Origin of the sequence: Pseudomonas sp. D8002 (assembly GCF_013385695.1) — a bacterium.
In the GTDB taxonomy this organism is placed as follows: Bacteria; Pseudomonadota; Gammaproteobacteria; order Pseudomonadales; family Pseudomonadaceae; genus Aquipseudomonas.
Genome location: NZ_JACAPM010000004.1, coordinates 353,572 through 371,883, shown reverse-complemented (window position 1 = coordinate 371,883; position 18,312 = coordinate 353,572). Strand labels below are relative to the sequence as shown.

At 60.6% G+C, this 18,312-nt stretch carries 20 protein-coding genes; 12 read left to right on the top strand and 8 right to left on the bottom strand.

The window, feature by feature from the left end:
- Positions 1-231: 231 nt before the first annotated feature.
- Positions 232-1,725: a CoA-acylating methylmalonate-semialdehyde dehydrogenase gene (locus tag HX807_RS02985; RefSeq protein WP_003211182.1), complete on the bottom strand. Its 1,494-nt coding sequence runs from the start codon at positions 1,723-1,725 to the stop codon at positions 232-234.
- A gap of 39 nt (positions 1,726-1,764) precedes the next feature.
- Positions 1,765-3,114, bottom strand: coding sequence for an aspartate aminotransferase family protein (locus HX807_RS02980; protein WP_177049198.1), 1,350 nt, complete (start codon positions 3,112-3,114; stop codon positions 1,765-1,767).
- A gap of 125 nt (positions 3,115-3,239) precedes the next feature.
- Here HX807_RS02980 and HX807_RS02975 point away from each other — a divergent pair, with 125 nt between their 5' ends.
- The 4 genes from HX807_RS02975 to HX807_RS02960 all read left to right on the top strand — a co-directional run bounded on the left by HX807_RS02975 (position 3,240) and on the right by HX807_RS02960 (position 6,982).
- Positions 3,240-4,160 (top strand): LysR family transcriptional regulator, encoded by a 921-nt coding sequence (locus HX807_RS02975; RefSeq protein WP_087693467.1) that lies wholly within the window; start codon positions 3,240-3,242, stop codon positions 4,158-4,160.
- 86 nt (positions 4,161-4,246) lie between these two features.
- Complete coding sequence (locus HX807_RS02970; protein ID WP_003211176.1) at positions 4,247-5,641, top strand: uracil-xanthine permease family protein; 1,395 nt, start codon at positions 4,247-4,249, stop codon at positions 5,639-5,641.
- 87 nt (positions 5,642-5,728) lie between these two features.
- Positions 5,729-6,388 (top strand): TetR/AcrR family transcriptional regulator, encoded by a 660-nt coding sequence (locus HX807_RS02965; RefSeq protein WP_003211175.1) that lies wholly within the window; start codon positions 5,729-5,731, stop codon positions 6,386-6,388.
- 12 nt (positions 6,389-6,400) lie between these two features.
- Entirely contained in the window at positions 6,401-6,982 is a 582-nt protein-coding gene (locus HX807_RS02960; RefSeq protein WP_177049196.1) for a YigZ family protein, read from the top strand.
- 302 nt (positions 6,983-7,284) lie between these two features.
- Here HX807_RS02960 and HX807_RS02955 read toward each other — a convergent pair whose 3' ends face one another.
- Positions 7,285-7,677, bottom strand: a complete 393-nt coding sequence (locus tag HX807_RS02955) for a hypothetical protein (protein ID WP_008430778.1) — start codon at positions 7,675-7,677, stop codon at positions 7,285-7,287.
- Positions 7,678-7,760: 83 nt separating this feature from the next.
- Between HX807_RS02955 and HX807_RS02950 the strand changes: the two genes are divergently transcribed.
- From HX807_RS02950 to HX807_RS02940, 3 genes are all read left to right on the top strand, one after another.
- A complete protein-coding gene (locus HX807_RS02950; protein ID WP_003211171.1) occupies positions 7,761-8,111 on the top strand; it encodes a MerR family transcriptional regulator in 351 nt (116 codons plus the stop codon).
- A gap of 26 nt (positions 8,112-8,137) precedes the next feature.
- Positions 8,138-8,824, top strand: a complete 687-nt coding sequence (locus HX807_RS02945; RefSeq protein ID WP_003211169.1) for an SDR family oxidoreductase — start codon at positions 8,138-8,140, stop codon at positions 8,822-8,824.
- Between the two features lie 146 nt (positions 8,825-8,970).
- Positions 8,971-10,329: an 8-oxoguanine deaminase gene (locus HX807_RS02940; RefSeq protein ID WP_177049194.1), complete on the top strand. Its 1,359-nt coding sequence runs from the start codon at positions 8,971-8,973 to the stop codon at positions 10,327-10,329.
- A 155-nt stretch (positions 10,330-10,484) separates the two neighbouring features.
- Here the strand turns inward: HX807_RS02940 and HX807_RS02935 are convergent, their stop codons facing one another.
- Positions 10,485-11,573, bottom strand: coding sequence for a calcium:proton antiporter (locus tag HX807_RS02935; protein ID WP_177049192.1), 1,089 nt, complete (start codon positions 11,571-11,573; stop codon positions 10,485-10,487).
- Positions 11,574-11,767: 194 nt separating this feature from the next.
- Here HX807_RS02935 and HX807_RS02930 point away from each other — a divergent pair, with 194 nt between their 5' ends.
- Positions 11,768-12,721, top strand: a complete 954-nt coding sequence (locus HX807_RS02930) for an adenosine deaminase (protein WP_008430770.1) — start codon at positions 11,768-11,770, stop codon at positions 12,719-12,721.
- On the opposite strand, the gene HX807_RS02925 is transcribed toward HX807_RS02930, so the two are convergent.
- Positions 12,718-13,410: a helix-turn-helix transcriptional regulator gene (locus HX807_RS02925; RefSeq protein WP_177008350.1), complete on the bottom strand. Its 693-nt coding sequence runs from the start codon at positions 13,408-13,410 to the stop codon at positions 12,718-12,720. The genes HX807_RS02930 and HX807_RS02925 overlap by 4 nt on opposite strands.
- A 138-nt stretch (positions 13,411-13,548) precedes the next feature.
- Positions 13,549-14,478: a LysR family transcriptional regulator gene (locus HX807_RS02920; protein WP_087693475.1), complete on the bottom strand. Its 930-nt coding sequence runs from the start codon at positions 14,476-14,478 to the stop codon at positions 13,549-13,551.
- A 117-nt stretch (positions 14,479-14,595) separates the two neighbouring features.
- Here HX807_RS02920 and HX807_RS02915 point away from each other — a divergent pair, with 117 nt between their 5' ends.
- The 3 genes from HX807_RS02915 (at position 14,596) to HX807_RS02905 (ending at position 16,256) form a co-directional block, all read left to right on the top strand.
- Positions 14,596-14,889 (top strand): putative quinol monooxygenase, encoded by a 294-nt coding sequence (locus HX807_RS02915; protein ID WP_003211158.1) that lies wholly within the window; start codon positions 14,596-14,598, stop codon positions 14,887-14,889.
- 28 nt (positions 14,890-14,917) lie between these two features.
- Entirely contained in the window at positions 14,918-15,931 is a 1,014-nt protein-coding gene (locus HX807_RS02910; RefSeq protein ID WP_003211156.1) for a zinc-binding alcohol dehydrogenase family protein, read from the top strand.
- A gap of 145 nt (positions 15,932-16,076) precedes the next feature.
- On the top strand, positions 16,077-16,256 hold the full coding sequence (locus HX807_RS02905; RefSeq protein WP_177049190.1) for a hypothetical protein: 180 nt from the start codon (positions 16,077-16,079) through the stop codon (positions 16,254-16,256).
- A gap of 6 nt (positions 16,257-16,262) precedes the next feature.
- Here the strand turns inward: HX807_RS02905 and HX807_RS02900 are convergent, their stop codons facing one another.
- Both HX807_RS02900 and HX807_RS02895 read right to left on the bottom strand, forming a co-directional pair.
- Positions 16,263-17,456, bottom strand: coding sequence for a multidrug effflux MFS transporter (locus tag HX807_RS02900; RefSeq protein WP_087693476.1), 1,194 nt, complete (start codon positions 17,454-17,456; stop codon positions 16,263-16,265).
- An 87-nt stretch (positions 17,457-17,543) separates the two neighbouring features.
- Entirely contained in the window at positions 17,544-17,744 is a 201-nt protein-coding gene (locus tag HX807_RS02895; protein WP_003211150.1) for a heavy-metal-associated domain-containing protein, read from the bottom strand.
- Positions 17,745-17,891: 147 nt separating this feature from the next.
- Here HX807_RS02895 and HX807_RS02890 point away from each other — a divergent pair, with 147 nt between their 5' ends.
- Positions 17,892-18,272 carry a hypothetical protein gene (locus HX807_RS02890; RefSeq protein WP_177049188.1) on the top strand — a complete coding sequence of 127 codons (381 nt, stop codon included), beginning with the start codon at positions 17,892-17,894 and terminating at the stop codon, positions 18,270-18,272.
- Positions 18,273-18,312 lie beyond the last annotated feature (40 nt).

Here is an 18,312-nt window from a genome sequence, read left to right as displayed (position 1 = left end):
GCCTTACTAACTCATTCTGGGCTTCGATGATCTGAAGCAACCCGCTGTCGAAACCTACATAACTCATTGTTTACCAAGGAGTTTTCCGTTTCGACTGCGCCGGAAGTGGGGCGAATTATAGACTTCCAGAATCTGCCGTCAACACCTTTTTTCACAATACTGTCATATCGGTCAAAAAAGCCCTGAAAAGCAAAGGCCGGCCCCAAGGGGCCGGCCTTCTACTTACCGAACCTACAAGCTAGGAAAGGCAAACTGCGACGCCTCATGACTGGCCCGTTGCGGCCAGCGCTGGGTAATCGCCTTGCGACGCGTATAGAACCGCACCCCATCCGGCCCATAGGCATGCAAGTCGCCAAACAGCGAGCGCTTCCAGCCACCAAAGCTGTGATAAGCCACCGGCACCGGCAATGGCACGTTGACGCCAACCATACCCACTTCAATCTCGTCACAGAACAACCGCGCCGCCTCACCGTCACGGGTGAAGATACAGGTGCCGTTGCCGTACTCGTGATCGTTGATCAACTGCATGGCCGCTTCCAGGCTGTTCACCCGAACCACACACAGCACCGGCCCGAAGATCTCTTCTTTATAGATGCGCATCTGCGGGGTCACGCGGTCGAACAAACTGCCCCCCAGGAAGAAGCCATCTTCATTACCGGCAATACTCAGGCCACGACCATCGACGACCAACTCAGCACCCGAAGAAACGCCGTCCTCTATATAGCCACTGACTTTATCGCGCGCCTGGCCAGTGACCAGCGGCCCCATGTCCAATCCACACGTGGTGCCCGCACCAATCTTCAGCGCCTTGATCTGCGGCACCAGCTTGGCGACCAATGCGTCAGCCACCTGGTCGCCGACACACACGGCAACAGAGATCGCCATGCAACGCTCACCGCAAGAACCATACGCCGCGCCCATCAAGGCACTGACAGCGTTATCGAGATCCGCATCCGGCATCAGCACCGCATGGTTCTTCGCCCCGCCCAACGCCTGTACACGCTTGCCGCGCTTGGTGGCTTCGGAATAGATGTACTCGGCGATCGGCGTCGAGCCGACAAAGCTCAACGCCTTGACTTCCGGCGCTTCGATCAACGCATCCACCGCCCCTTTATCGCCATGCACCACACTCAGCACGCCTTTAGGCAAGCCAGCTTCCTGCAACAGTTGTGCAATCAGCAGCGTCGAGCTTGGATCACGCTCCGACGGCTTGAGGATGAAGCAGTTACCGCAGACGATCGCCAGCGGATACATCCACAACGGCACCATCGCCGGGAAGTTGAACGGCGTAATACCGGCCACCACACCCAACGGCTGGAAGTCAGACCAGGCATCGATATTCGGGCCAACGTTACGGCTGTACTCGCCCTTGAGGATTTCCGGCGCCGAGCACGCGTACTCCACGTTCTCGATCCCGCGCTTGAGTTCACCAGCCGCATCTTCCAGGGTCTTGCCATGCTCTTCGCTGATCAGCTGGGAGATACGCGCTTCGTTCTGCTCAAGCAATTGCTTGAAACGAAACATCACCTGGGCACGCTTGGCCGGTGGCGTGTTACGCCAGGCCGGGAAAGCTGCCTTGGCCGAATCGATGGCGCTTTGAATGGTTTCACGGCTGGCCAACGGCACCTGGTGAATCACCTGGCCAGTCGACGGGTTGTACACGTCGGCAGTGCGACCGTTTTCGGTGACCAATTGGCCGTTGATCAAATGCTGGATGAGGCTCATGCAGGGCTCCTGAAAAGTTGTTCTATATAGAAGGAGAAATCAGTCGATCTTGTTCAGCACTTCGCCGACCGCATCGAACAAGCGATCCAGGTCCTGCGGCTTGCTGTTGAAGGTTGGGCCGAACTGCAGGGTGTCGCCGCCAAAGCGCACGTAGAAGCCGGCTTTCCACAAGGCCATGCCCGCTTCGAACGGACGCACGATGGCATCACCATCACGCGGGGCAATCTGGATCGCACCGGCCAGGCCATAGTTACGAATGTCGATCACGTTCTTGCTGCCCTTCAGACCGTGCAGCGCATTCTCGAAATGCGGTGCGACTTCGGCCACGCTCTGCACCAGGTTTTCCTTCTGCAGCAGGTCGAGTGCCGCCAAGCCAGCCGCGCAGGCAACCGGGTGGGCCGAGTAGGTGTAGCCGTGCGGGAATTCCACCGCGTACTCAGGCGTCGCCTGATTCATGAACGTCTGATAAATCTCGGTGCTGGCAATCACCGCGCCCATCGGGATCGCGCCGTTGGTGACTTGCTTGGCAATGCACATCAGGTCCGGGGTCACACCGAAGCTGTCAGCACCAAACATCGAACCGGTACGACCGAAGCCGGTGATCACTTCATCGAACACCAACAGGATGTTGTGCTGATCGCAGATCTCACGCAGACGCTTCAGGTAACCCTGCGGCGGAACCAGCACGCCGGCAGAGCCCGCCATCGGTTCAACAAACACCGCAGCGATGTTCGACGCATCGTGCAACTCGATCAGCTTGAGCAGCTCGTCCGCCAAGGCAATCCCGCCCAGCTCCGGCATGCCACGGGAGAACTCATTGCTCGCCAGCAGGGTGTGAGGCAGATGGTCAACATCCATCAGCCCCTGACCAAAAATCTTACGGTTACCGTTCACGCCGCCCAGGCTGGTACCGGCGATGTTCACGCCGTGATAACCACGGGCACGGCCGATCATCTTGGTCTTGGTCGCCTGGCCTTTCAGGCGCCAGTACGCACGCACCATCTTCACCGCGGTATCGGCGCACTCGGAGCCGGAGTCGGTGAAGAACACATGGTTCAGGTTACCCGGGGTCAGGTCGGTAATCTTTTCTGCCAGCTGGAACGACAACGGATGACCGTATTGGAAGCCCGGCGAGTAGTCCAACGTACCCAACTGCTTGGAGACCGCTTCCTGGATTTCCTTGCGAGTGTGCCCGGCGCCGCAGGTCCACAGACCCGACAGCGAGTCATACACCTTGCGCCCCTTGTCATCGGTCAACCAGCTGCCTTCGGCCGCCACGATCAGGCGCGGGTCACGATGGAAGTTACGGTTGGCGGTGTACGGCATCCAGTGCGCGTCCAGCTTCAGTTGGCTGGCCAGGGTGGACGGAGCGTTTTCGGGCATGTTCATGAGCAAAACCTCGCAAGGCAAAAGGCAGCGTCGGGATTGAAAAGCGTTGTTGCAGCTAAATTGCCACGGGGATAAAGTCGGTGAAATCCAACTCTTCTAACCTTCAGTCAGGCCTTCACTAAACTATGAGCAGCCGTCGACCCGACCCTCTGGCCCAAGTCAGCGACTTCGATATCCGCCTGTTGCGCATCTTTCGCAGCGTGGTGGAGTGCGGTGGCTTCTCGGCGGCGGAAACCGTACTGGGGATTGGCCGCTCGGCCATCAGCCAGCAAATGAGTGATCTTGAACAGCGCCTTGGCCTGCGCCTGTGCCAACGCGGGCGGGCGGGGTTTTCCCTGACCGAGGAAGGACGCGAGGTTTACCAGTCGGCACTGCAGCTGCTCAGCGCCCTGGAAAGTTTTCGCACCGAGGTCAACGGCCTGCACCAACACTTGCGCGGCGAGCTGATCATCGGCCTGACCGACAACCTGGTCACCCTGCCCCACATGCGCATCACCCACGCGTTGGCACAGTTGAAGGAACGCGGTCCGGATGTACAGATCCAGATCCGCATGATCGCCCCCAATGAAGTCGAACAAGGGGTGCTCGACGGCCGCCTGCATGTCGGCGTAGTCCCCCAGGCCAGCGCCTTGTCGGGACTTGAATACCAGCCGCTGTACAGCGAACGCTCGCTGCTCTATTGCGCAGTGGGCCACCCGCTGTTTTACGCCGACGACAAGCAACTGGACGACGACCGCGTCAACAGCCAGGACGCCATCGCCCCGACCTTCCGCCTGCCCGCGGATATCCAGGCGCACTACCAGGCACTCAATTGCACCGCCAGTGCCTCGGACCGCGAGGGCATGGCCTTCCTGATCCTGACCGGCCGCTACATCGGCTACCTGCCCGACCACTACGCCAGCCTGTGGGTACAACAAGGCCGACTGCGCGCGCTGAAACCGGCTACACGTTTTTACGATTTGAGCCTCGCTTCGGTCACGCGCAAGGGCCGTCGCCCTCATTTGGTGCTGGAAAGCTTCCTCGAAAGTCTGGCCGCAACGCGCTAACACGGGCCTTACATAAAAACCTGAGCAACTGGACAGCTTTTTGCAAGACAAGGGGATCTCGAACCGTCAGCCATGAGTTCCCCGCCATGCCGCCAGAATCCAACACCCCCAGCGACCTGATCTACGGCCTCAACGATCGGCCCAAACCTTTGCCTGCATTGCTTGCCGCGTTGCAGCATGTGTTGGCTGCCTTCGTCGGCATCATCACCCCGCCGCTGATCATCGGCTCTACCCTGGGCCTGACCGCCCACCTGCCCTACCTGATCAGCATGGCATTGATGGTTTCCGGTGTGGGCACCTTCATCCAGGCGCGCAGGCCGTTTGGCATTGGCGCCGGGATGATCTGCCTGCAGGGCACCAGCTTCGCGTTTCTCGGCGCCGTATTGTCGGCCGGGTTTCTGGTCAAGCAACGCGGCGGCAGCCCGGAAGACATCCTGGCGATGATTTTCGGTATCTGCTTCTTTGGCGCCGCAGTGCAGGTCGTGTTGAGCCGTTTCATCGGTCAGCTCAAAAGGGTAATCACGCCGCTGGTGACCGGCATCGTCATCACACTGATCGGCATCAGCCTGATCAAGGTCGGCATCACTGACCTTGGAGGCGGCTTCAATGCCCCGGACTTCGGCGCGCCAACCAACCTGGCACTCGGCCTGTTCGTGGTACTGACCATCATCCTGCTGAACCGCTCGAACACGCCATGGGTACGGCTCTCCGCCATCATCATCGGCCTCGCACTGGGCAGCCTCGCCGCCTGGTTCAGCGGCAAGTTGGTGCCCCAAGCCTTGCCTGATTTGCCATTGATCAGCCTGCCTACACCGTTCCACTTCGGTTTCAACTTCGATTGGAGCGCTTTCCTGCCGGTAGCACTGATTTATCTGATCAGCACCATCGAAACCGTCGGCGACCTCACTGCCAATTGCATGATCGCCCGCCAGCCCATCAGCGGCCCTTCCTATATAAGCCGACTCAAGGGTGGCGTACTGGGAGATGGCATCAGTTGCATGATCGCCGCCACCTTCAGTGCCTTTCCCAACACCACATTCGCCCAGAACAACGGCGTGATCCAGCTGACCGGCGTGGCCAGCCGTTACGTCGGCTTGTACATCGGCGCGGTACTGTTTTGCCTCGGGCTGTTTCCGTTGATTGGTGCGGTGCTGCAGCAAATCCCCAAGCCGGTGCTGGGCGGCGCAACCCTGGTGATGTTCGGCAGCGTAGCGGCGGCCGGCGTGCGCATTCTCGCCCAGGCCCCGCTGGATCGGCGCAGCATGCTGATCATCGCCACCTCGTTCGGCGTCGGCCTGGGGATCGCGGCGCAACCGAACCTGCTGCACCTGATGCCAACCCTGGTGCAGAACCTGTTCGACTCGGCCATCACCAGCGGCGGCCTGACCGCCATCGTATTGTGCCTGCTGCTACCTGAAGCCAAGGCTCCCGTGGATGCCGCAAACCGGACCCTGGAAAGCGACACTCTGGAGCCGCTTTAAGGGTTTTATCGTATCGGGACTTGTCTGGGGCTTGAGGGTGGGTTATCTGTGCACACGTCGCCTTCATCGATCTGCACGGAAACCTCCATGAGCCTCGAAGTTCCTGCCCACAGCAACCACGCCGGAAAACCTGCAAGCCGCATTCGCCAAAAGAACGAACAAGCGATTTTGCAGGCCGCCGAAGACGAGTTCGCCCGTCATGGCTACAAAGGCACCAGCATGAACACCATCGCGGCGAGTGCCGGGTTGCCGAAAGCCAACTTGCACTACTACTTCACCAACAAGCTGGGCCTGTACATCGCGGTGCTCAGCAACATCCTCGAATTGTGGGACAGCACCTTCAACACCCTGACCGCCGAGGATGACCCGGCGGCCGCCCTGACCCGCTATATCCGCACCAAGATGGAATTCTCCCGGCGCCAGCCACAAGCCTCGCGGATCTTCGCGATGGAGATCATCAGCGGCGGTGAGTGCCTGACCGAATATTTCAGCCAGGACTACCGCGCCTGGTTCAGCGGCCGTGCGGCGGTATTCCAGGCCTGGATCGACGCCGGCAAGATGGACCCTATCGACCCGGTGCACCTGATCTTCCTGCTGTGGGGCAGCACCCAGCATTACGCCGACTTTGCCACCCAGATCTGCCGCGTGACCGGGCGCACCAAGCTGACCAAGCAGGACATGGAAGACGCCGGCACCAACCTGATCCACATCATTCTCAAAGGCTGTGGCATCAAGCCGGCCCTCTAAACGAAGTTACCCATGCCTTTCACGCTTACCGGCCTTTGCGAGTTTCGCGAAGAAATTCGCAAAAGCCGCTTCATTACCCTCGCCGCCCCGATCAGCAGCCCCCAGGACGCCCAGGCCTTCATCGACCAGCACAGCGACCTGAACGCCACGCACAACTGCTGGGCCTGGAAACTCGGCGATCAATACCGCAGCAACGACGACGGCGAACCCGGCGGCACGGCCGGGCGCCCGATCCTGGCCGCGATCGAAGCGCAGGATTGCGACCAGGTCGTGGTGCTGGTGATCCGCTGGTACGGCGGCATCCAACTGGGCACCGGCGGCCTGGCCCGCGCCTATGGCGGCGGCGCGAACAAATGCCTGCAAGCCGCCGAACGCGTCGAGCTGATCAAACGGGTGCCGCTGAGCTGCTCCTGTGGTTTTGCCGAGCTGCAGTTGGTGAAGCTGCGAGTGGCCGAACTGGGTGGGCTGGTGATGGAAGAAACCTTCACCGCCAATGGCGTCGACCTGCAGCTGGCCCTCGGCGAGGCACATATCGACACCCTGCAAGCGCAGCTCGCCGACCTGAGTCGCGGGCGCATTCAGCTGGAGCGCTGAATCTGCCCACATCTACTGTGCACCTGCCTGTGGATAACCTGAGCACACTCGCCTGTAACCCTTCTGTCACAAGGGTTTCAGGCGGTTGTACAGTTTTTGTTCAAGGCACTGCACGAAAGTATTAATCCAGCTCAAAAACAGTCAGTTAGGCGGGTTATGTCCTTTAGAACAAAGGGCCACAGCGCTTATATCCACCGGTCACGCTTGCGCACAATTACTGTGGAGCAATCTGTGGATAACCCGTGCAAGAGTCACCCCGCAGCAGAGCCTGCAACGTTCCGGCACAACTGAGCATTTTTTGATCAACTTGCTGCTCGGCGCACCGGTATCAACTGAGCCACCGCCCACAGCACTTCAAACACCACGACAATCACCAATACAGTACTGGCACCATGGGCCAGCGCGTAGATCTGCCAGGTGGCAAACAGCACTCGGCCGGCGGCGTCGTAGCGGCCAAAGATCGCTTGTGGGTCGCGGATTCGTAGCACCGACCACACGCAGACAATCGAGCCCATCAGGTTCGCCATCAACATATGCACAGGCGCGAACGGCGGCAGCTCGCCGGGCAGGTTCAACGCCACCAGGGCGTTATGCAGCAGGACAAACGTCCAGGGTGTGACCAGTGCGGCGGTGACAATCAGGTCGTACCAACCGCTGGCCCGAACCAGTCGACGGTATTGGTGTGCGGTCCACATAGCCGTAAGCTCCTTAAATTCAAGAAGCCAGCAGGCTAAAGCCTGGAGTATGCTCCAGGGTCAAGCCCCCTTGAGCCCTCTACATGCGTATCGGCGAATTAGCCCAGGCCAGTCAGGTCAGTCGCGACACCCTGCGTTTCTACGAGCAACGCGGGCTGATTGCCGCGCAACGCAGTGCCAACGGTTACCGTGACTACCCCGCCGACATGGTGCAACTGGTGCTGTACATCAAGACCGCCCAGCGCCTGGGCTTCAGCCTGGGTGAAATCGGCAACAGCGTCGGCGCATTATGGCAAGCTCCAGACCCCGACAGCGCCGTGACCCAGCTCCTGCAAGACAAGCTCAACCTGATCGAAACCCGCATCGCCGAACTCGACCAACTGCGCCAGGAGTTGCAGCAAAGGCTCGGCCAGCGTTGTCCACTGAACCCGTGAACCTCCACCGTCAAAGGAAGCCATTCATGTCCACTTCAAAAACCGCACTGATTATCGGCGCCTCCCGGGGCCTGGGCCTTGGCCTGGCCAAGCAACTGCTGGCGGACGGCTGGGAGGTGACCGCCACCGTGCGCGACCCGCAAAAGGCCGATGCCTTGAAGGCCTTGGGCGAGGTGCAGATCGAAAAGCTCGACATGGATGACCAGCAGGCGGTAATCGCCCTCAGCCAGCGTCTCAAGGAAAAAACCTTCGACCTGCTGTTCGTCAATGCCGGTGTCAAAGGCCCGGCCAACCAGGAACCGGGCCACGCCACCCTGGCTGAAGTCGGCCAACTGTTTTTCACCAACGCCGTGGCGCCGATCAACCTGGCCCAGCGTTTTGTCGGGCAGATCCGCCCAGGCACCGGCGTGCTGGCCTTCATGAGTTCGATCCTGGGCAGTGTGACCATTCCCGACGGCTCGGATCTGGCGCTGTACAAGGCCAGCAAGGCCGCCCTCAACTCCATGACCAACAGCTTCGTCACCCAATTGGGCGATCAGAAACTGACCGTTCTGTCGTTGCACCCGGGCTGGGTGAAGACCGACATGGGTGGCGAAAACGCCCACATCGACGTGCCCACCAGCGTGCGCGGCCTGGTTGACCAGGTGAATGCCTACACCGGCAAGGGCGGCCATCACTTTGTGGACTACAAGGGCGACACCATCGCCTGGTAAAAAAACCGGGATCGTTATCGGCCGATTGCCGTCGATAACGATCCACACGTAAACTGCGCACCTCGCCCTCCCCGGCGACCCTGGATCAGCAGACAGGGCAACACTGAGCTGGCAAACCTGAACCCATCATTCAGAGGAGCCGGCCAATGCCTGCGACCCGTATCTGGTTAAAAAACCCCCTCGCGATTTTCACTGCCAATGGCCTCGACGCCCGTGGCGGCCTGGTGCTGCAAGACGGTGTGATCACCGAAGTGCTGGGCTGGGGCCAAGAACCCGCCGTGCCCTGTGGGCAAGTATTCGATGCCCGCGAGCATGTCGTCCTTCCCGGACTCATCAACACCCACCATCACTTCTATCAAACCCTGACCCGCGCCTGGGCGCCGGTGGTCAACCAGCCGCTGTTTCCCTGGTTGAAAACCCTGTATCCGGTCTGGGCCCGACTCACCCCGGAAAAACTCGCGCTGGCGAGCAAAGTGGCCCTGGCCGAACTGCTGCTCTCGGGCTGCACCACGGCGGCAGACCACCACTACCTGTTCCCGGACGGCCTGGAACAGGCGATCGACGTGCAGGTCGACAGCGTGCGCGAACTGGGCATGCGCGCCATGCTCACCCGCGGCTCCATGAGCCTGGGCGAGGCCGACGGCGGGCTGCCACCGCAACAAACCGTGCAGCAAGGCGAAGTGATTCTGGAAGACAGCCGCCGCCTGATCCGCCAGTACCACGAGCGCGGTGACGGCGCACAAATCCAGATCGCCCTGGCGCCCTGCTCGCCGTTTTCCGTAACCCCGGAAATCATGGAAGCCAGCGCCGAGCTGGCCAACAACCTCGACGTGCGCCTGCATACCCACCTGGCGGAAACCCTCGACGAAGAAGACTTCTGCCTGCAGCGTTTCGGCCTGCGCACCGTGGATTACCTCGACAGCGTCGGCTGGCTAGGCCCGCGCACGTGGCTGGCCCACGGAATTCACTTCAACCCTGAAGAAATCGCACGCCTCGGAGCTGCCGGTACCGGCATCTGCCATTGCCCGAGCTCGAACATGCGCCTGGCTTCCGGGATATGCCCAACGCTGGACCTGCTGGCCGCCGGCGCACCGATTGGCCTGGGGGTGGACGGTTCGGCGTCCAATGATGCATCGAACATGATCCTCGAAACGCGCCAGGCCCTGTACATCCAGCGCCTGCGTTACGGGGCAGAGAAGATCACCCCGGAGCGGGTGTTGGGTTGGGCGACAAAAGGTTCGGCGCAGTTACTCGGTCGCGCCGATATCGGCGAACTGGCCGTAGGCAAACAGGCCGACCTGGCGTTGTTCAAGCTCGATGAACTGCGCTTCTCCGGCAGCCATGACCCGATCTCTGCGCTGCTGCTGTGTGGCGCCGACCGAGCGGACCGGGTGATGGTCGGCGGCAAATGGCGGGTGATCGACGGGCAGGTCGAAGGATTGGACCTGAAAGGCTTGATTGCCGATCACAGCCAGGCGGCGCGGGAACTGATCAACCGGACTTAACTGAAGAAACACTTTTCAAATGTGGGAGCGGGCTTGCTCGCGAATGCGTTGGGTCAGTCAACATATCTGGCGACTGACACTCCGTATTCGCGAGCAAGCCCGCTCCCACACAAGCCCGGTTTCCACAATTATTTCTGCGGTGTTTTCAGGATTGGTTACAGTCCAAGCAGCGACAGCATGATAAACGTCGCAAACAACACAAAATGGGTCATCCCTTCGATGGCGTTGGTTTCGCCATCGTTGAGGTTGATCGCACTGACAATCAGCGTGATAAACACCATCACGGTCTGCACCGGCGTCATCGCCATCTGAAACGGCTGGCCGGTGTACAAGGCCATGGCTTCCATCACCGGCACGGTCAAAATCACCGTCGACAGAGAAGCCCCCAGCGCGATGTTCACCACCGACTGCATGCGGTTGGCCAGCGCTGCGCGCAACGCGGTCAAAATCTCCGGGGCGGCGGAAATCGCGGCCACGATGATCGCCGTGATTACCGGTGGAGCCCCCGTGCCTTCCAGGCCTAGGTCGAGGGTCTTGGACATCACCTCGGCCAACGCGCCAATCACGATCACGCCAAACACCAACGTCCCGATGGAAAACGCCAGGTTGATCGGCGGCGACGCTTCTTCCGGCTGTTTCTTGCGGCGTTTTTCCGGGTAGCTGTAGCTGAAGAAATAACTGTGGGGCCCCACCTGCATCCGCAGGAACAACGTGTAGAGCACTACCATCGCGCCGATGGTGAAGGCCGAGTAAATTTTCCAGTCGGCCTCGGGGATAAATTCCGGCACCACCATCGACACACCCATGGCGGTAAGAATCATCACGCTGTAGGTGCGCGCCGAATCGTCGTTGTAGGACTGTTCACCATGCTTGATGCCGCCCATCAGTGCAGCCAGGCCGAGGATGCCGTTGATGTCGAGCATCACCGCCGAATAAATGGTGTCGCGCACCAGGGTCGGCGAGGGCTCGTTGCTCATCATGATCGCCAGGATCACCACTTCCACCAGCACGGCGGCGAGGGTCAGGATCATGGTGCCGTAGGGGTCGCCGACCTTTTCCGCCAGTTGCTCGGCGTGATGGGCCACGCGCATCGAGGCCACGACGATAAAGCCGATCAGCGCTATGCCAGCCAACAGCGCCACCATCTGCCCGCTGTGCAGCATCCAGTGCTCCAGCGGGTAGGCAGCGATGGCGGCAATCAGCGCCAGCAGCATGAATTTTTCTTGCTTGATAGATGTGAGCATTGCAGGCCTTTTGAACGCGGCGAATCCGTCATTGATGGGGTACAGACTGCACCGCGCCGCTAACGTTTCGTTACACCTTAGTTCATGCACTGCTTGCACGGTGCCTGTGGATGCTCACCGCTTGGTCAGGTTTTGCCGATTATTTCGGCGTGCGCCTGTAGAATGCCGCCATTGCACCTGATGAGAATTTATAAATGTACGATTGGCTCAACGCCCTGCCCAAGGCTGAATTGCACCTGCACCTGGAAGGCTCGCTGGAGCCTGAGCTGCTGTTCGCCCTGGCCGAACGCAACAAGATCGCGCTGCCGTGGAACGACGTCGAAACCCTGCGCAAGGCCTACGCCTTCAACAACCTGCAAGAGTTTCTCGACCTCTACTACAAGGGCGCCGATGTACTGCGCACTTCCCAGGATTTCTACGACCTGACCTGGGCCTACCTGCTGCGCTGCAAGGCGCAGAACGTGATCCACACCGAACCGTTCTTCGACCCACAGACCCACACCGACCGTGGCGTACCGTTCGAAGTGGTGCTCAACGGCATTGCCGCCGCCTTGAAAGACGGCGAGCAACAACTGGGCATCACCAGCGGTTTGATCTTGAGCTTCCTGCGCCACTTGAGCGAAGAAGAGGCCGAAAAAACCCTCGACCAGGCACTGCCATTCCGTGATGCGTTTGTTGCCGTGGGCCTGGACAGCTCGGAAATGGGCCACCCACCGAGCAAGTTCCAGCGCGTGTTTGATCGTGCCCGTCACGAAGGTTTCCTGACCGTCGCCCACGCCGGTGAAGAAGGCCCGCCGGAGTACATCTGGGAAGCCATCGACCTGCTGAAGATCCAGCGTATCGACCATGGCGTACGCGCCATTGAAGACGAGCGCCTGATGCAGCGGATCATCGACGAACAGATCCCGCTGACGGTGTGCCCGTTGTCCAACACCAAGCTCTGCGTGTTCGACGACATGTCCCAGCACAACATCCTCGACATGCTTGAGCGTGGGGTGAAAGTGACGGTGAACTCGGACGATCCGGCGTACTTCGGCGGTTATGTCACCGAGAACTTCCATGCGCTGTACACCTCGCTGGGCATGACCCAGGACCAGGCCAAACGCCTGGCGCAAAACAGCCTGGATGCACGGTTGGTCAAGCCTTAATCACCGACCGGTCTGGCGAGCCGGGCAATTTCCAGTTGCCCGGCTTCACTGACCTGCAACGCCTGGGACTCATTGATCACGCTGACCCAGTTCGACTGCAGGCACAACTGCAACAACGCGGCCCCCAACGCACCGCCCAGGTGTGGCTGCTGTTCGCTCCAATCAAAACAATCGCACACGATCGGCTGAGCCAGTGCCTGGGTAAAAATCCCCAGCGCTGCGAGTTTGCGCGCACCTGACGGCGTCACGTCCGTACGCTGTTCCGCGCGCTCGATCCACCCGGCCGCCATCATCCGTTGATACAAACCCGCTGCCAGCTCGCCCCCCAGGTGACCATGGCACAGCCGCGCTCGCCGTAAAGCCGCAGGCGCAGTCAATGACCGCGAATGAATGGGCGTGCTGCGGGCGACGCTGGCCATCGTGGTGCAGGCCAATGCATCCACGGCGGCCCCCACATCGGCGGCGGCCACCCGGAAAAAGCGTTTGCCGCTGCGAGCTTCGACACGCAGCAGGCCACCGGCCGTCAATCGCGTCAGATGCGCATTCGCCGAGGCCGATGACAGCCCGGCAAGTGCCGCCAACTCATCGGAGGGTTTGGCCGAGCCGTCCATCAATGCCCACACCATCGCGGTGCGTTTCGGGTCGGCCAGCAAGGTGGCGATCTGACTGATGCAAGGTGCCTGTTCCATGTGCTCATTCACTCCCTGTTGAATCATTTGTCTGCTGCGTCTGGCGGAAAAGTATAAGCGTGAAAACGCCGGGTTCCGTGCCGTCTTACAGCGCAACCAAGGACAGAAGCTGAAGGAAATTTCCCGATATCCCCGGGGTTATGGTGTAGAGGCTGATCGCTCCGGCAATTGCGCAGTCAATGTCGCACAACGGGCAACGAGCATTTCCCGCAGAAGATTGATCGGCTTGCTCAGTTGCGCGCGATGGGCACACAACAGATTGAGCGGCGTACGTTCGCCCCGCAGCTCCGGCAGGATCAGCCGCAGGCGCCCCGCCAGCACATCCGAGCTGACATCCAGCCAGGACTTGTAGGCGATACCTACCCCCGCCACCGCCCAGCGTCGCACCACATCGGCATCATCACTGAAGCGGTCACCGGTCACCGTCAGGCCGACATCACGCTTGCCATCGTTAAACCCCCAATGGTCATGCACCCGGCTGCCGAGCATGTACAGCAGGCAATTGTGCTGGGTCAGTTGCTCCAGGTGGCGCGGCTCGCCGTGCCGCGCCAGATAGCTGGGAGCAGCGCAGAGCACGCGGCAGTTGTCCGGGGCGATGGGCAACGCGATCAGGCTGGAGTCTTCGGGTTCGCCGTAGCGCAGGGCGATGTCCACCGGCTGGCGGAACAGGTCGGCAATCCGGTCGCCCAACAACAGGCGTACGCTCAGGTCGGGGTATTCGCGCTGGAACTCATCGAGCCAGGGCAACAACTGGTTACGGCCAAAGTCCGACGGCGCCGAGAGTTGAAGCACCCCGCTGACCTGATCCTGGCCGCTGGCCAACAACCGCCGGCCTTCATCCAGGCTGCTCAAGGCGGCCCGGGCGTACTCCAGGAAGCCTTCGCCCTCGGCCGTGAGGCGCAGGCTGCGGGTGGAACGCGCCAACAACCGTGCGCCCAACTGCTGCTCGATGCGCTTCAACGCCGCGCTGGCCACCGCCGCCGACATGTCCATCACCCGTGCTGCCGCCGAAAGGCTGCCCAGGTCTGCCGCACGCACAAACAACTGCAAGTCATCAAAACGCAGCACGCCGACCGCCCATTATCAAAAAAGCATTGAAAGAGACTGCTCTTTTAGCGGGTTTTATCTTCCAGAGAAATAGCCAATCATCTGTCCATCCCGTTCATCACGTGTCTGGAGTCGAATATGTCTGCTGCCTTTAACGTCATCGCCACGCTGATCGCCAAACCCGGCCAACAGGCCACCCTGGAAACCCTGCTGCGCGAGCTGCTGGAACCGACCCGCATCGAAGCCGGCTGCCAGCAGTACGACCTGCACCAGGACCTGCAACACCCCGAGACCTTCTACATGCTCGAACGCTGGAGTGACGACGCCGCGCTGGCCGACCACGACCAGAGCGCGCATATCCAGAATTTCCGCACCAAGGCTGCCGACGTGCTTGAGCATTTCGAACTCAAGCGCCTGAAGTTTATTGCCTGATCAACCGCCCCCTTTTTTGGAAACCATCATGAAAGCCATCGCCTACTACGCCGCACTGCCGATCAACGATCCAAAATCCCTGCAAGACATCGAACTGCCCGAACCGGTCGCCGGCCCCCGCGACCTGCTGGTGGAAGTCAAAGCCATCTCGGTGAACCCGGTGGACACCAAGGTGCGCCAGAACGTCGCCCCGGAAAACGGCGCGGCCAAAGTGCTGGGCTGGGACGTGGCCGGTGTGGTCAAGGCCGTGGGCAGCGAAGTCAGCCTGTTCAAGGTCGGCGACAAGGTGTTCTACGCCGGCTCCCTGGTACGCCCCGGCGGCAACAGCGAACTGCACACTGTCGATGAGCGCATCGTCGGCCATATGCCGAAAACCCTGGGTTTTGCCGACGCTGCTGCACTGCCGCTGACCGCCATCACGGCCTGGGAATTGCTCTTCGAACGCCTGCAAGTGCGTGAAGGCAAGGCCGATGAAGGCCAGAGCCTACTGATTGTCGGTGCTTCGGGTGGTGTGGGATCGATCCTGACCCAACTGGCGAAACAGCTCACCGGCCTGAAAGTCATCGGCACCGCCTCCCGTCCTGAAACCCAGGCATGGGCCAAGGACCTGGGCGCCGACCTGGTGATCGACCACAGCAAACCGTTGAGCGAAGAGCTGAAAAACGCCGGCCATCCGCAGGTGAACTACGTCGCCAGCCTGACCCAGACCGACCAGCACCTGGACCAACTGGTGGAAGCGCTGATTCCCCAGGGCAAACTGGCGCTGATCGACGATCCCAAGGCATTGGACGTAAGCAAGCTCAAGCGCAAGAGCCTGTCGCTGCATTGGGAGTTCATGTACACCCGTTCGATGTTCGAGACCAGCGACATGATCGAGCAGCACAACCTGCTCAATCGCGTCGCCGAACTGATCGACGCCGGTACTCTGAAAACCACCGTGGGCGAGCACTTTGGCGTGATCAACGCGGCTAACCTGCGCCGCGCCCACGAACTGCTGGAAAGCGGCAAGGCCAAGGGCAAGATCGTGCTGGAAGGGTTCTAACGAAAGGTTCTGTCAGTGTCGTCTGTTATTCATGTGAGTAATGGACGACACCGCTAGTCAGAGACTTGATCCTTGTCATATTTGTGAGCGTATTCGGGTTTATATTGGCCGCCTTTGCCACGCAATTTACGTGAGGAAGTCAGCAATGAAGATCCTGATAAAAGCGCTAGCAAGATCCGAAGGCAACAAATGGCAGGTCCGTCTCGACCAGAACGCCTTTACCTTCCGCACTGAGGCCGAGGCCCGCGCGTTTGCCGACACCCTGCAAACCCGTATCCAGGCGCCTCACCGATTCCCCGAAAGCCAGCAGCGCTCTGCTGGCTGATCCTGATCAGTCCGCCGCTTGCAGTGCCCGTTGGCGCTGCAGGCGCCGGGTCAGCATCGCGAACGTTACGGCCAATACGCCACACAAGCTGATGACCATTGCCATCGGCATCGCCGTGCCGTCGTGCAGCACGCCGACCAACGACGCTGCGCCTGCGGCCACACCAAACTGAATGCAGCCGAGCAACGCCGACGCGCTGCCCGCCCGAGCGCCCTGCCCGCTCATGGCGCAGGCCGAGGTATTGGGCAAAATGCAGCCCAGGCTGGCGATGCAGATAAACAGCGGTACCAGCAGTGGCCACAAAGCGTCCGTGCGCAGCGCAGTAATTGCCAGCAACGACAGACCCGCCGCCAGGTAAACCCACACCGTGCGCGACAGCAAAAATGCCGGACCACGCGACGCGAGCAAACGCGCATTGACCTGTGCCACCAGGATAAAGCCCGCGGCATTCGAGCCGAATACCCAGCCATAGTGTTCGGCGGGCACGCCATAAAGCTTGATAAAGACGAAGGGCGAGCCCGCGATGTAGGCAAACATACCGGCAATCGAGATGCCGCCGGTCAAGGCATAGCCCAGGTACACCCGGTCCGACAGCAACCGGCCGTACTGGCGCAGTGCGCCTGACAGCGGCTGGCGCGGTTGATGGGCCGGGAAGCTTTCCGGCAGCCCGACTGCTACCGCAATGGCCGCCATCACACTGAACACCGTCAGCGCCAGGAAGATCGACTGCCAGCCCCAGACGCCAACCATCACCCCGCCCGCCAGCGGCGCGAGGATCGGCGCCAGCCCGGTGACCAGCATCAGTTGGGAAAACACCTTGGCCGAGCCCACCGCGTCGCATTTATCGCTGACCACCGCCCGCGAGATCACCATGCCCGCGCAGCCGCCCAGGGCCTGGACGAAACGCGCGCCGATCAGCCATTCCAGGGACGGCGCGTACGCACAGGCGAAGGACGCCAGGGTAAACAGAGTGACGCCGCTGAGCAGCGGCCCGCGCCGGCCAAAACGGTCTGCCAGCGGTCCATAGATCAACTGGCCGATCGCCAGGCCCGTGAAGTACACGGCCAAGGTCAGCTGAATATGTTTTTCGTCGGTGCCGAATGCCACGGCCATGGCCGGGAAACCCGGCAGGTAGAAGTCGATGGCCAGCGGCGCGAACGCGCTCAAGGCCCCCAAGATCAGGATTATACGAAGGTTCATCAGGCACCCAGGTGAGTCGGCAGCCCAACAGTCTAGCCGGGCTCGGGTGCCTTGAACATTAAGTTAGCTCGCTAACTATTCAAAAAGTCAGGCGAGCTTGGCGCTGTAGCCTTCTTCACTGATCAGGTTGATCACCTCTGCCGGCGACAGCAGGCTGCTTTCCACGCCGACTTCCTTTGTCGCGAGGTCGACGCGCACGCTGGCCGCCGGGTCCTTATCCTGCACCGCCTGGGTTACCGAGCGGACACAGTGGCCGCAGGTCATTCCTTCAACGCTGAATACTTGCATGACATGACTCCTTTAATGAGGTTGCCCGCAGTGTTGACCTTGCCACGATGGCAAGGTCAAGTTCTGAAAACATCGGCCGGGCTGGCATTCATTCGCGCCCTCGGCCAAGCTGCACTTATCCACGATGTGAACCTCGGAGAATTCGCCATGCGCTGGTCATTTTTTGGCCTTGTCAGCCTGATGGGCTTGTTTGCTACTGTGCCACCGGCCAGCGCAGATGAAGATTATGCGGTGCTGATCATTTCCCGGGAGCGCCTGGAAGTGCCGACCAACTGCGAGATTGGCTTGTACATCCAGGACCAGTTGGCCGGGCGGCTGTTCCAGGAGCAGGCCACCTCCTTCAACTTGCCGGCCGGGAATGTGTCGTTGCGCCTGAAGTTGTTGCCGGGGCAATCCCAGGGTTGCTTGCCGGGCATGCTCGCGCCACCGGCGCAAAACATTACGTTGAAGGCGGGTGACGTGCGCAAGTTGCGTATCGCGCAAGGGCCGGACGGCATGTACCTGAAACCGGCCGCACTGGAATACTGAAACATTGATCTAACGCCTTGACCTTCCCCACAGGTCAAGG

Bases quoted from the DNA above. Each gene is read 5' to 3' on its own strand.
- HX807_RS02910 (WP_003211156.1), top strand. From the start codon at position 14,918: ATGAAAGCCATCGCCTACTACGCCGCACTGCCGATCAACGATCCAAAA.
- HX807_RS02985 (WP_003211182.1), bottom strand. From the start codon at position 1,725: ATGAGCCTCATCCAGCATTTGATCAACGGCCAATTGGTCACCGAAAAC.
- HX807_RS02895 (WP_003211150.1), bottom strand. From the start codon at position 17,744: ATGCAAGTATTCAGCGTTGAAGGAATGACCTGCGGCCACTGTGTCCGC.
- HX807_RS02900 (WP_087693476.1), bottom strand. From the start codon at position 17,456: ATGAACCTTCGTATAATCCTGATCTTGGGGGCCTTGAGCGCGTTCGCG.
- HX807_RS02970 (WP_003211176.1), top strand. From the start codon at position 4,247: ATGCCGCCAGAATCCAACACCCCCAGCGACCTGATCTACGGCCTCAAC.
- HX807_RS02945 (WP_003211169.1), top strand. From the start codon at position 8,138: ATGTCCACTTCAAAAACCGCACTGATTATCGGCGCCTCCCGGGGCCTG.
- HX807_RS02905 (WP_177049190.1), top strand. From the start codon at position 16,077: ATGAAGATCCTGATAAAAGCGCTAGCAAGATCCGAAGGCAACAAATGG.
- HX807_RS02890 (WP_177049188.1), top strand. From the start codon at position 17,892: ATGCGCTGGTCATTTTTTGGCCTTGTCAGCCTGATGGGCTTGTTTGCT.
- HX807_RS02960 (WP_177049196.1), top strand. From the start codon at position 6,401: ATGCCTTTCACGCTTACCGGCCTTTGCGAGTTTCGCGAAGAAATTCGC.
- HX807_RS02950 (WP_003211171.1), top strand. From the start codon at position 7,761: ATGCGTATCGGCGAATTAGCCCAGGCCAGTCAGGTCAGTCGCGACACC.
- HX807_RS02915 (WP_003211158.1), top strand. From the start codon at position 14,596: ATGTCTGCTGCCTTTAACGTCATCGCCACGCTGATCGCCAAACCCGGC.
- HX807_RS02935 (WP_177049192.1), bottom strand. From the start codon at position 11,573: ATGCTCACATCTATCAAGCAAGAAAAATTCATGCTGCTGGCGCTGATT.
- HX807_RS02930 (WP_008430770.1), top strand. From the start codon at position 11,768: ATGTACGATTGGCTCAACGCCCTGCCCAAGGCTGAATTGCACCTGCAC.
- HX807_RS02980 (WP_177049198.1), bottom strand. From the start codon at position 3,114: ATGAACATGCCCGAAAACGCTCCGTCCACCCTGGCCAGCCAACTGAAG.
- HX807_RS02955 (WP_008430778.1), bottom strand. From the start codon at position 7,677: ATGTGGACCGCACACCAATACCGTCGACTGGTTCGGGCCAGCGGTTGG.
- HX807_RS02940 (WP_177049194.1), top strand. From the start codon at position 8,971: ATGCCTGCGACCCGTATCTGGTTAAAAAACCCCCTCGCGATTTTCACT.
- HX807_RS02965 (WP_003211175.1), top strand. From the start codon at position 5,729: ATGAGCCTCGAAGTTCCTGCCCACAGCAACCACGCCGGAAAACCTGCA.
- HX807_RS02925 (WP_177008350.1), bottom strand. From the start codon at position 13,410: ATGGAACAGGCACCTTGCATCAGTCAGATCGCCACCTTGCTGGCCGAC.
- HX807_RS02975 (WP_087693467.1), top strand. From the start codon at position 3,240: ATGAGCAGCCGTCGACCCGACCCTCTGGCCCAAGTCAGCGACTTCGAT.